This window comes from Lentilactobacillus sp. TOM.63 (assembly GCF_030361045.1).
GTDB lineage: Bacteria > Bacillota > Bacilli > Lactobacillales > Lactobacillaceae > Lentilactobacillus > Lentilactobacillus dabitei.
In genome coordinates this window covers 1-12147 of record NZ_JAUCAP010000022.1, presented here as the reverse complement: position 1 = coordinate 12147, position 12147 = coordinate 1, and the positions used below count along the sequence as shown (strand labels likewise).

Annotated in this window: 12 protein-coding genes and 1 tRNA gene; 7 read left to right on the top strand and 6 right to left on the bottom strand. The window is 41.9% G+C overall.

What is annotated here, in order from left to right:
• Positions 1 to 333 precede the first annotated feature (333 nt).
• On the top strand, positions 334 to 975 hold the full coding sequence (locus QUF07_RS06025; RefSeq protein ID WP_289426997.1) for an LVIS_2131 family protein: 642 nt from the start codon (positions 334 to 336) through the stop codon (positions 973 to 975).
• 145 nt (positions 976 to 1120) lie between these two features.
• On the opposite strand, the gene QUF07_RS06020 is transcribed toward QUF07_RS06025, so the two are convergent.
• From QUF07_RS06020 to QUF07_RS06010, 3 genes are read right to left on the bottom strand one after another with little or no spacing between them, the layout of a single operon-like run.
• Positions 1121 to 3001 (bottom strand): FAD/NAD(P)-binding protein, encoded by a 1881-nt coding sequence (locus QUF07_RS06020; RefSeq protein WP_217165266.1) that lies wholly within the window; start codon positions 2999 to 3001, stop codon positions 1121 to 1123.
• Between the two features lie 25 nt (positions 3002 to 3026).
• A complete protein-coding gene (locus QUF07_RS06015; RefSeq protein WP_217165264.1) occupies positions 3027 to 3590 on the bottom strand; it encodes a M15 family metallopeptidase in 564 nt (187 codons plus the stop codon).
• Between the two features lie 58 nt (positions 3591 to 3648).
• Entirely contained in the window at positions 3649 to 4296 is a 648-nt protein-coding gene (locus QUF07_RS06010; RefSeq protein WP_289426996.1) for an NAD(P)H-hydrate epimerase, read from the bottom strand.
• Between the two features lie 535 nt (positions 4297 to 4831).
• Between QUF07_RS06010 and QUF07_RS06005 the strand changes: the two genes are divergently transcribed.
• The 4 genes from QUF07_RS06005 to QUF07_RS05990 all read left to right on the top strand — a co-directional run bounded on the left by QUF07_RS06005 (position 4832) and on the right by QUF07_RS05990 (position 7270).
• Entirely contained in the window at positions 4832 to 5161 is a 330-nt protein-coding gene (locus QUF07_RS06005) for a hypothetical protein (RefSeq protein WP_289426995.1), read from the top strand.
• Between the two features lie 51 nt (positions 5162 to 5212).
• Positions 5213 to 5284 (top strand) — tRNA-Arg (locus QUF07_RS06000).
• A 272-nt stretch (positions 5285 to 5556) separates the two neighbouring features.
• Entirely contained in the window at positions 5557 to 6315 is a 759-nt protein-coding gene (locus QUF07_RS05995; RefSeq protein ID WP_289426994.1) for a hypothetical protein, read from the top strand.
• Positions 6316 to 6412: 97 nt separating this feature from the next.
• The gene (locus QUF07_RS05990) at positions 6413 to 7270 is read left to right on the top strand and encodes an RES domain-containing protein (RefSeq protein WP_289426993.1); all 858 of its coding nucleotides are present in this window, start codon (positions 6413 to 6415) and stop codon (positions 7268 to 7270) included.
• 681 nt (positions 7271 to 7951) lie between these two features.
• On the opposite strand, the gene QUF07_RS05985 is transcribed toward QUF07_RS05990, so the two are convergent.
• The 3 genes from QUF07_RS05985 to QUF07_RS05975 form a co-directional block, all read right to left on the bottom strand.
• Complete coding sequence (locus QUF07_RS05985) at positions 7952 to 8218, bottom strand: type II toxin-antitoxin system prevent-host-death family antitoxin (RefSeq protein ID WP_289426992.1); 267 nt, start codon at positions 8216 to 8218, stop codon at positions 7952 to 7954.
• A 344-nt stretch (positions 8219 to 8562) separates the two neighbouring features.
• Entirely contained in the window at positions 8563 to 9339 is a 777-nt protein-coding gene (locus tag QUF07_RS05980) for an ABC transporter permease (RefSeq protein ID WP_289426991.1), read from the bottom strand.
• Between the two features lie 50 nt (positions 9340 to 9389).
• Positions 9390 to 10331: an ATP-binding cassette domain-containing protein gene (locus QUF07_RS05975; RefSeq protein WP_289426990.1), complete on the bottom strand. Its 942-nt coding sequence runs from the start codon at positions 10329 to 10331 to the stop codon at positions 9390 to 9392.
• Between the two features lie 137 nt (positions 10332 to 10468).
• On the opposite strand from QUF07_RS05975, the gene QUF07_RS05970 reads away from it, so the two are divergent.
• Both QUF07_RS05970 and QUF07_RS05965 read left to right on the top strand, forming a co-directional pair.
• The gene (locus QUF07_RS05970; RefSeq protein ID WP_289426989.1) at positions 10469 to 10975 is read left to right on the top strand and encodes a MarR family winged helix-turn-helix transcriptional regulator; all 507 of its coding nucleotides are present in this window, start codon (positions 10469 to 10471) and stop codon (positions 10973 to 10975) included.
• 157 nt (positions 10976 to 11132) lie between these two features.
• Positions 11133 to 11510 (top strand): DUF1304 domain-containing protein, encoded by a 378-nt coding sequence (locus tag QUF07_RS05965; RefSeq protein WP_289426988.1) that lies wholly within the window; start codon positions 11133 to 11135, stop codon positions 11508 to 11510.
• The last annotated feature ends 637 nt before the right edge of the window (positions 11511 to 12147 follow it).

Below are 12147 nucleotides of genomic sequence, written 5' to 3'. Positions count from 1 at the left end.
CATTTAAGAATGTTAGAATGGATTTAGTTCCAAGTTTAGAGTCGGACTGTTTCATCAAGTGATCGTTGGCGTATAAGCACCTACTGGAAAAATTCCAAAACCGGGAATTTCTTCCAAAGAAGACTTACACTCCGATTGTTAATCGCTTGTTTTCGCACTCTGATTGAAATGTGCTCAATCAAGCGGCGACTTGCATATAAGCACCTACTGAAAAAATTCCAAAACCGGGAATTCTCCCAGTAGGCGACTTATATTCCAGTCGCTAACCGCTTGTTTTCGCACTCTTAATTAGTGTAAACTAAACTCAATAACAAGTAAAAAGGGGAATCAGTTATGAAATCCGCCTGGAATTTGATTGGTATGGGGCTTTGGCTCATCTTGATTTTTTATTTGGTTTGGATGATCCACGATATGCGGGCCCGCCGGTTGAAATTAATAGTGACAACTAAAAAAAGCTTCACTTGGCAAAACTTTAGCATCTCCTGTGGTGAGATTGTCGTCTTTTTGTTGGCTGTTTGGGGGATGTCGTACGCGACATTTTTCCAAGACGTTGCCAAAATGGATCAAAGCCGGGTGACGACCAGTTACGAGTACAAGCCATTGATCATCCAATACAAGAACGACCAATCGGACTACGTGCAAGTGCAAAATGGTTCCGGTCGAAATCCTGTTCAAAACTATACATACTACGTGGAAGGCGGTAAATATCAAGTTAACAGCTTAAACGCGACGGTGGTCTATGGCAAGAGCAACCTGAACCTGCAATCTGAAACCTACAAGTGGAACAAGGAGTGGTTGAACCATCTGGACGATCGATATCAACATGCTTGGGTCGCAACCGTCACAGCCACTTATAAGAAAAACTGGTTTAACGGAATCGGCCTGCATGCTGGCCGTCAAGCCAACCGATTTAGTTTGATCCGAATTCCGGATCGGTCATTCATGGAAGTTCAGAGTACAAAGACAAACGGGTAGCATTGGCGCTTTTTTCCAATAAGAAGCTCGGAATACTCAACTGTTGGGTTCGATCAAATTAATGACAATTAAAAGCCATGACAACTACCTGCTGCCGTGGCTTTCTTTTACATTTATTCAAACAAGTTGCGATTTTCCCACAAATTTAGTTCATATCCACCTTATCTGCCGTTTTGAGGCCCAGGACACTTGCCGCAATCTTATCAGCTGTCTGGAGGTTGATATCGTTAACTCCCGGACGGGGGCTGGCGTTTGTGGCAAACCTCAATCCTTCTAAGGGGACACCCCAAATATACACGTTGGGCTGTTTGGCACCGCCCTTATTAATCAGCTGATCGGAGTCAGGCTGAACATCAACTGCTGCCAGACCGACATCCTGGTCGTTGACTTTGAGAGTTTTAGTGCGCGCCAATTGATTGTCAACCAAGCTTTCCAATAAAGGATTGGCTGTAATCGTTAAGTCGGGTTTTGGTACTCTGGCTTCAAGGACTGCGGTGGATTTGTACACATCGGTGTTCCGTTTCGGTGAAGCTGTGACGTACCAGCCATTCTGTGTTTTTAATTCCATCCCTGGAGCTAAAATTGTGACCAGGCCACTGCGGATCAGAGCGGATAATTGTTCACTCCGCAAAACGGGGGCACCAACTGATAAGAAACTGATGACTGAACCAAATTCATCTAAGAATTTGTTCACGTAATCTTCGTTTGAGAATCGATTCTCCGCGATAATCTTTCTGAAAACTGGCCGGAAATCGCGCAATAGCTCAAGTGCCGAGGACGTTGGGCCAGTTTTAGATCCCGCTTCAGCATCTGGAATGACTCGGCTGAGCCAGTTGATTAACACAGATTGGTAATCTTCAGTGCCAATTACTTGGACATCTTTAAATGGATTAACAATGTAGTCCCAATCAAAGATATCTTCTTCTTGAAAACCGAACGCGGCCAGCACAGCCGGTCGATTGTCAGAGTTGATGAACCGGTCTTTGAAATCAGTGGCACTCTTGTATGGGAACTTGTCGCGAATGAGCAAACTGTAATAAACCAGGTCGAGGTCGAGCTTTAACAATCGCATGAATTCCGCAAAGGGCAGTTTGCCATCAACGGAAACTTGATCCATGTTCGCTGCCGTTAAAAAGACCGGCTGAGCTTGTTCACCGTAACCTTTTTCGCTGATTGCCTTTGGATAATAAGGGATCCCTCGACGAGAGCCCGCGATGATTCGAGGTTCTCTGCCAGTTGGCTGGTAGGATAAGCTGCCATCGTCGTTTTTCATATAGGTCCCACCACGGCCAAGCGTCAATTCAGACACGTAGTCGTAAAAACTTAACCCAAGCCCGCGGATGATAACTGGTTCACCGGCAGGGATGTCGTTGAGGTTAGCATCACCTGGGTGGGTTGGGGAGATGTAGGTTAATTTATTTTGTTGGGCATAGGTTGCCAACTGCTGCTCCTCGTCGTTGAGGTAGTTGTCTTGTTGGCCCAGGCTCATGACCACTTTATCAAAAGCATATTGGTGATCATCCGTCTTCAATGTGATACGCTGATTGGCATTGTATTGCAAATCCACAACTTCCGCTTTTTCAACGGTGACGGTTGATTCAATTGGGCACTGATTCATTAGTTCGCTGAAGAACCACCTGATGTAGGCGCCATATAAAACTCGGGGCGCATAATCTCGGCCGTCTAGATTACTAGCGGCTGTCTTGACTTCGCTTGGGTAGCCATTAGCAGTTAAGTAGTCCTGCGCCTCAGAACTGGCAGCCCACTCAAAAAGCGATGGGCCATCATAGACTTTGCTGGTCATATTAACCGAAGCGTCTGTGAAGAGGGTGATTTGGTCGGCAGGGGTGTTCATGATTAAGCCGTCCCACTGATCTTTGCGCCAAACCCGACCGCCGATTCCATACGGATCAAAAATTGTGATCGTTAGGTTTTCTGGCTGGTTATCGTTATATTTAAATTGATTTAGTAGTTGGGACGTTAAGATTACCCCACGTGGTCCCGCACCAATGATTCCAACGTTCATATTCCTTACTCCTAGTTTCTATATATTAGTAATCCTTCGGGTCAACTTCTAACGGACCAAATTTATCTGCATCCGTATCCCGAAAGTCCCACCATTCATTTTCGTAGCCGTTAAAGCCTGCAGCTGTCATTGCATCATTTAAAATGTCATAGTTCTTTTGGGCAGCTGGGGTCCATGAATCGTACTCGCTGCGTTTTGCCAAGCCAGTAAAATCATCGAATGGGGTTGGCATCTCCAGGTTGTGACCGTCCATGTCAGTCAAAGTGAGGTCAAAGGTGATGCCCTTTTGATGACTAAAATTTGGATCAGGTTTTGCGACCCAAATTGGGTCTGGATAAACTTCGAATAGCTTGCGTTGGGCGTAAGTTGGTCGATAAGCGTCCCAAATTCGGAGGCGGTAACCTTGCTTTTTGAGGGCGTTACTAGCTGACCCCAACTTGGTCACTGTATCAATCCGTGAAATTGCCTGATCAAAGTCATACACCACTTGATGGGTGAAGTTGTCCGTGGTTGCGTACTTCAAATCAACAATAATATCCGGGTCAACATCGTGCACGTTAACGTATCCTTGATCCTTTTTGCCTGCCATGATGGCACCTCCTGGTATGTTCAGCGCTAAACAAGTTACTCCTATAATAAGTTAATATTTATTCATTATCAAATGTGTTGCCCTTATAAATGCCAATGTCATCAATCAATAATTTGCCAACGTATGGTTGGGCGTTTGGCTTAACCATCCCTGCTTTGGCGTAGGCGATTGTTGAGGTCGAATCTGCTTTGATGGCTGTGCCCATTGCTTTGCCGGTATCGCCGTTTAAGCCCGAGGGGATGTCGATGGCGTGGATCTTTGCCGTTGAAGCGTTGGCCTTGTCAATCACCGTCGCAAAGTCACCCCCAACATTGCGAGAAAGACCGCTGCCGAATAACGCATCGACCAAGGTCGTGTATTTGTTGAAATCGGCGTCCATAAAAGTTTTGGGGATTTGATAATAGTCACAAATTTTTTGTTGGCTGACGTGATCTTCGCTGGCATGATCGGGATTGCCAACTGTGAGGATTGATACATCATAACCGTGGGTACAGAGCAAGCGGGCCACGACCAAACCGTCGCCACCGTTATTGCCTGTCCCGGCAAGGATCAAGACCTTATTTAAATCGAGATCCGAGTTGTTGCGCATATCATCATATATTTTAAGTCCGGCTCGTTCCATGAGGACCATGGAAGGGATGCCGATTTGATTAATGGTTTTATCGTCTAATTGTCGTGATTCTTCAACTGAAATTGTTTGTACCATGAATAAATGCCTCCTAAATGTAAAAGTGAGCGGATCAAAGCGGTTAGAGATCGGAGTGTAAGTCTCCTCGAACGGAAATTCCGGTTTTGGGAATTTTTGTTCGAGGTGCTTACATGCAGATCTCTGCTTTGAGGAGCTGTCCTAAAATAAGTGAGCGGATCAAAGCGGTTAGAGATCGGAGTGTAAGTGTCCTCGGAAAGAAATTTCCGGTTTTGAAATTTTTCTCTGAGGTCCTTACAAGTAGCTTTCTGCTTTGAGGAGCTGTCCTAAAATAAGTGAGCTAAGTAAAGCGGTTAGAAGTCGGAGTGTAAGTCGCCGCCGAGGAAAATTCCCGATTCTGGAATTTCTCTCGGTGGTACTTACATGCAGACTTCTGCTTTACGCAGCTGTCCTAGAATCAAAACATTATTCATGTATATATTCATCTAAATGGGATGGAAATGCAAGCAATAAACCGTTGCGCAAAATAATGTTACTATATAAAGTGCGTGAGTAAATGGATGACGATCATCCAAATTTCAAATGAGGTGAGACAATGTCACTGGATTATCCAGAAAATATGCGTGAATTCGAAGATAAATTTGCAATCGAAAAAGCCCGTCACCCGGAAACAACCAGGGAAGGGCTGATGAAACAAGTGATTGAGGATGCATTCCAAGGTTACTTGGATGAAGCCGAGGAAGGGCATTACGATACTGGCAAGTTAGTCGGTAAAGAGATCGAAGTTTACGGATTGAAGAAGGAGTTACTCAAAAAGATCAAGCCAATCGGTGATTCCTTTGAAGCCGATTTTCAAAAAGACGGCAATCAATTAATGTGGTACTTGGAAGACCAAGCTGATCGCGTTGCCCGCGAATTTTCTTAGCATTGATGGTTGTATTAATATTCAAAATTCGCTATAATAATATGATGTAAGGCGTCCTTAGTGTAATGGATAGCACATGAGATTTCGGTCCTCATGATCCGAGTTCGACTCTCGGGGGACGCATAAGTGTGAAGCGTGGATATGCCGGGTAGTCTGAGACTATTTGAAGCATCCAAAAAGTAAAAATTGATTGGTCTTTGTCTAAAGTTATGACGAAAATCATGACGAATTTACGAGAATACCTTTCATTGGTCAGCAAAGCTGTTTGGGCTTGCTGGCTTTTCTTTTCTGTTATGGGTTCTTCTTTACTGTGTAACTGTCTCTAAGGATTCTGTGGAATAATTTACTAGAGACTTTGGTGTGCTATCAATTAAATAAATGTTAGGAGAATTTATATGGCAGATTTAGCACCAGGAATGATAATTAAATATTTTGATGAGGAATATGTAGATGACTTTATTAATAAAGGGGTTCTTCATTTTTCAAGGCTGGGTACTTTTATCGATTTGGAAGGTAACGATGCGATTGCAGATGCATACGAGGGGGCAATGGTGACTAATCTTAGTTTAAGCGATCCTGGTATGAGAGTAACGATAGATGGTCATGAGATAAGCCCGGTGAAGGATGAAAGAAGTAATGAGATTACTGTCGCTTACACACCAGAATGGGTCAGAAAAATCGGCATTGTATCACTAACCAATTTACTTTTAAATAGGGATTTTGAAGAAGCTGGTTTTGACAAAGAAAAAGGTATCTATACTCTGAAATTGAAAGAAGCTGTGATTAAAGGCTTAGAACAAATTAGTGAGAACCACACCAGGATTCCAGTGTTAATTGATGGTAAAAGATTACTTAAAAGGCTAGATAGTGGCTTTTCAAGCGGAATCAATGCTCAACTCGGAACAGTAAATTATTATGATGAAACCCAGGGAGAAAACATCGCTTTTCGGGACTTGGAAAGTCATCCAGAGAGAGTTTTATTTTTAAAAAGGAAAAAGTATCAGTATCAAAGAGAGGTCCGAATCGTCTTGTTTAATGAAGTACCGCCCGAAGGAAAGAATATTTATCTAGGCAACTTGAGTGAGATAACTTATAAGCTGGATAAAGATAGAGGAATCCAGTCGATTGGGGTTCAGGTACGAAAAAGCAGGTGATTTGATATAGATGTTCTAAATTAATTCAAAGATTGCCAACGGTTAATGAATGAGACTGGTATAATTACGAAACTATAAGAGTTAGAGATGATTAAACATGAAAAAGAGTAATAAGTTTAGACGACATCTAATCAAAGATCGTTATGATATTCCAAATTACCAACCGCAAACAATAGAAACCGCAATAAAGAACGTTTCAAAAATTTTGAATTTAGCTTCCACAATAACAGTAGAAGAATTTAAAAGCTTGTTGCCTCAGCAAATGATATTTAGGGCTCAGGCGCATAATTTATCGGCTGGAGAATATCTGTACAGGGCACGTTTGCTAGAAGGAAGTGATTGGAGGATAACTGACAACTGGACAGAAGCGGATTATTGGGAAACACCAGCTACTCTTGTTAACGAGTGGGGCCGTCTTAACGAACCTGGAGAATCAATTTTTTATGCAACGGATGATGTTCGACAATCTTTTAAAGAAATTCGGTATCAAGCTGATCCTAATCGTAATCATGGTGTGGTTGTCGCAGCATTTAGGGTTGCTGAGCCTTTTTCAGCTCCTAGGATTGGCGGAGTTGGAAACACAATCAGTGTTGATAATATTTACTCAAACATGATCGATAAAATTTTTTCATTACCAGCTGAAGAGTATGGTAAAAACGTTTATAAACTTTCCAACTTCATTAGCGATTATTTCATTGTTGAACAAGATCCATATGATGGCTTTTCTTTTTCGTCTGTTCAAGCTCCAAATAGTGGCTCATTTAATCTAGCACTCAAACCAGTCTCTGCTCATAATCATCTCAAATTTGAAGGTTCTATGGTTGTACCTAATTATGGAGAAAGTATTGATGGTAATATTACGACTGAGATTGTACGAAACGCAAATTTAGAAATTGGCAGTCCTGAGCTTCTCAAAGATTGGATTTTTGAGAAGTTTAAAATTTGTTATAAATAATGTAAAGTTACTTAAAGTAGATATTTCAATTTAAAAAACTAGGTCAAACCGGGTTTAAACCTACATTGAAGCTTGGTAAGCCTCATGTTGTATGTAATACAGACAACAACCGATTTGACTTTATATTTGCAGAAAACAACCGTTGAACCGCAGCTAATTTAACCTTATAAGAGAACATAATAATCCCCCTTGAATTAGATTCCTACAATTCAAGGGGTTCAGTTCACTATTTAAGCTTGCTGGCTTTTCTTTTGCCCTTATCGAGTGGCCTTCCAATTGTTGGGAGCCACTTGATACAGTGATCCAATCCATCATCGCTAGCCTAGCCGTTTAGCAAGAAAACGATTAACAGGCAGAAGTTCCCCAATGCTGTTAGTAATGGCCCCAGTGTTTTAAAGACATTTATTTTCACTCCGATGGATCCCATCGAATAATTGAATTAGTATCATGATTATTGATAGGGTCACTAAATAGGACTTAGAAACAATAACAAATAATCCTATGCTTAATATGAACAGCGCCCAGCTTCTTGATGTAGCATACTTTGCATTGACGAGCTCATTACCGTGTTGTGATTTAGCCTTTACATACGCCTCGATGGAAAAGCCTAAACTAACTGTTGCACTGATTGCGGTCCATACGGCACACAGATAATAGAGCATTTAGTGATTCTCCCTTCAGTCATCGATTTATAATTTCCCGTTTAACATCTTCTAACGAATGCAAATCACCTTTACGAGCATTGTCAACAATTTGGGCCAGCTCGTTAGCTATTTGAGTTCGCTTGTACTTCTCATACTCGGCAATGTCGATAATCGCATACTTACCGTAGCCATTTTTAGTAAGAATGACAGGATTTTCAGGGGTTACTTCGTCTAAAAGCTTATTGTAGGAACGCAATTTAGAAATTGGTTTAATGTTTTTAATTCCGGAGTTTGGTATTTTCATTCGACACACCTCCTAGCAAAAGTATACGATGATCGCTGCAAATTTGCAGCAAAGCCTTATTTACATCCTATCAAACTATCACGATCAGAAACCATTGTCTTAGGGTTGATAGACAGAAAGTAAAGTTTACTTGAGATTTACCAAATATTTTATGCGACGATAGAATTAACTTATAAAATGGTCAAATTTACTCTTCAAAAAAGTAAAATATCAGGTTGCAAAATGGTAAAGTGAGCGATTGGTAGCGTATGAAAGCAGATGTTGTTAGATTAAGCTCGGAAAATCTATCATATTGTCGCTGAGATGACTAAATATCTAATTTTTATCGAAGAAAGGTACTCGTTCTAATCACGCCGTTGATACGCAAGAATGGTTAATGGCATGAAAATGAGAATGAGGATGCAGCCACTAATCAGCACCATCGTCGCATTCAGGCTCCAACTGCCAGTCCTCAGAATTGTTCGGATAGCGGTGATGGTTAAAGTGACTGGATTAATTTTGACTAGATTCTGAATAGGTCGAGGCAATGTCTTGATAGGGATGAAGGCATTAGATAAAAATGTCAGCACCAGGATAATAATCATCGATAAGCTGCCAATTAATTCTGCATTCTTCGCTAACAAACCAACCAGAGCAAAGATCCAGGAAGTGGCCCAGCCAATAAAAACGGCCAGCAGTAATACTTCGACAAGCGTTAACACGCCAACCGTTGGCCGCCAGCCCATCAAAAAAGCAGTTGCTAAGGCGGTTATTCCTGAAAGTAGTAATCGGAATATATCGCCAACAAGTTGGCCTGCTAATGGCGCAAGCGGCGAAATGGGTAAAGTTTTAAAGCGGTCAAAAACACCTGCATTAATATCTTCACGAAGTTGTTGTCCCGAACCCGAAGCGGCATTTAAAATACTCTGGACTAGAATTCCAGCCACCAGCATTGGCAAATAGGCATGGACGCTGCCGGCAACGACACCACCAAATAGGTAGCCGAATAATAAAGTAAAGATGACCGGCTGCATTAAGACATCGCTAAAGTTATCGGGATTGTGCAACGTTTTGAGCAGGTTCAGATGGGTCATTGTTAGTATATTGCTTAAAGGTTGATTATTTGTGCTTGAGTTCATCATGGATTCCTCCTAAGTAAAGTGAGTGAAGTAAAGCGGTTAGAGACTGGAGCCTAATTTTTGCCAACTGTCATCTTTAAAAACACGTCATCCAACGAAGGCGGTTCAATTGCAAAGTGACTAATTGGGATATTCACTGCTTGAAGTCGATTCAAGATCTCGGCAACTGCCGTCAACTTGGTTTGACCCAAAGATACTGTCAATGTCTGATCATCAATGTGAACGGGCAGTGCCAAAGTATCCTGAATCACACTCTCTGCCTGTTTGACCCAATTCGAGGACGCCACCTCTAAGCGAAATTGCTTGCCGCCAACTTGTTGCTTGAGTTCATCCGGTGTCCCCATTGCCTTTAGGTGACCGTGATCAATGAGGGCAATTCGATCAGCCAAATGGTCAGCTTCTTCCAAGTATTGCGTGGTTAGTAGAACTGTCGAACCTTTGGTAACCAGTTCTTGAATGGCTTGCCACATCTGTTCGCGTGTCCGGGGGTCAAGTCCGGTCGTTGGTTCATCTAAAAAAAGAATCGGTGGCATGCCAATCAGGCTGACAGCCAGATCTAGTCGGCGGCGCATCCCACCGGAGAATGTGGCTAATGTTTGGTTAGCCGAATGGATCAAATCAAAGTCCGTTAAAAGTTTGATTGTCCGGGTTCGGGCTTCGGCTTGATTTAGACCGTTTAGTTTGCCGAAGATCATCAAATTTTCGCGGGCAGTTAAATCCTGATCAATCGCCGCTGTTTGGCCCGTTACACTAAACTGTTGGCGAGCTAAACGGCCTTGGGTCACCGTGTCAAAGCCATTTACCAAAATTTGCCCATCATTTTGCCGTAGCAACGTGGTCATCATCCGGATAATCGTGGTTTTTCCAGCCCCGTTAGGACCTAATAGCCCGAAAATCTCACCTTTTTTAACGTTAAACGACACATCTTTAACAACGACTTTATTTCCAAACTGTTTATGGACATTTGATACTTGGATAACGTTTTCTGTCGTCATGATTGAAACCTCCTTGCATTTAATCAGGTCACCTGATGAATACACCATAAGGGTACCTGATTAAAATGTCAAGGGGTTGCCCACGCCTGTTTTAGAATGTTGTATACTTAAGTAAACTGTGAATGGGATGAAGAATCATGGCAAATGAGATTAAGGCTGAGCTTGCTGCTGGGAAATTGGCAGAGTATGAACAACTCAGCAAAATTTATGATGATATTGTTAAACAGGCTCGACCGCATTTGACGGTTGAAGGCCAAGGGAAAATTTTATTGGTACTGGTTGACGAAGATCATTTATCACAACGCGAATTAGCAACCCGCTTAGGAATGTCACCGCAGTCGATTAGTGAATTTGTATATAAACTCGTTAAACGTGACTTGGTAACATTGACGAAATCACCAGATGATAAACGGGTTAACTTGGTTAATCTAACACCAGCGGGAAGAAAAGAAGTTGAATCCGCAGCTCAGGAAGTGCCACCCTTTATGAAGGTGCTTTCTGATGTTGAGCTGGACCAGTTGGCTGCATTGCTGACCAAAATAACAGAGGGAATGTATGCAGACATTGACGCGGCGAACCCTACTTTGGGGGTAAAGTTCCATAAACTATTTGCCAGCCGGTATTTAAAGCAATTTAGAAAGTAGTTTTAATCCGTGAAGGCCATATTCGTTACGATAGTGTTTGTTAAATCGAAATAAAGTTAATGTTAACTTTCAGGTGAATTGAATTCGATTTGGAAAGGGAGTCGCAGAGGGATTAACGACTTGCTGGTTTATAGTAGGGAAAAAACAAGGAGAAATTATGTTAAAAGTGATAACGGATATTTTCATCATATTAGTGGCCCTTGAGGCATTGGGAATTATGATTTTAGAGATGTTTGGAAGTCAAACTAGTTTAGCTCAAAAAGCTTTCAGCTTACCACTGGCTTACCTTAAGCAACCGGAGACGAAGGTAAGTATGGCCAACCAGGGACTGTACAATGGGTTCATCGGCGTTGGTATTCTAGTGACTCGGTTTAGTTTTCCGACAGTAGCTATTTATCCAGGATTATTCTTATTTATTGGTTTTGTGGTGATTGCCGCGATTTTTGGCGCAATCACTGTCAGCTGCAAAATTATTATTACACAAGGCTTGCCTGCGATGATTGCTTTAATTTTTTTATTGATTACTGCGGGCTGAAACGTTAGTTTGCTCGGACGAGACTTCGACTCTCATAATCCGATTTTGACTCTCTGAGGACGCCTAGTTGAATTGAATCGCATTTGATAAGGAAAATCGCTGGGGGCAACTTTTTTGTTTTGGGTGGGCTTGAAGATGGTATTAAAATAGCCCCCGACATTCGTCGAAAGCATTGGTCATAATTGCACAGGAACTTAGGGAACATTAATGACTAATTCGGTATTATTAATAGCCATTCTAATAGTAGCAAACTTGAATTCCCCATGTTTCTTTGATGTTTGCTCGTCGTAAAATGGGAGCAAGCCGAACCAATTTAGAAAAATGATGGAAAGATTCGTGAATTTGGGTAGTGGCATGTTGTATATTAGATGTGGACATGAATTCTCCTCGTATTTTGGCTTTCAACGACTTAATGATACGATGTAGCGCAATCCATGTCTATTTTTGTACAGTAAAGGCCCAGTCAACCAGGACTTTACTGCACTATTTAACTTTCAACCTTTAGCTGTATCAATTAATAAGACAAGCGATAATTCGGGTTATGAGGTACACTTTCATATTTAGGCTCTTCGTCAACTGTTGTTGGTGAAACTAAATTCGAGTTCTAATCACTTTGTGATTAGGGCTCTTTTTGTTT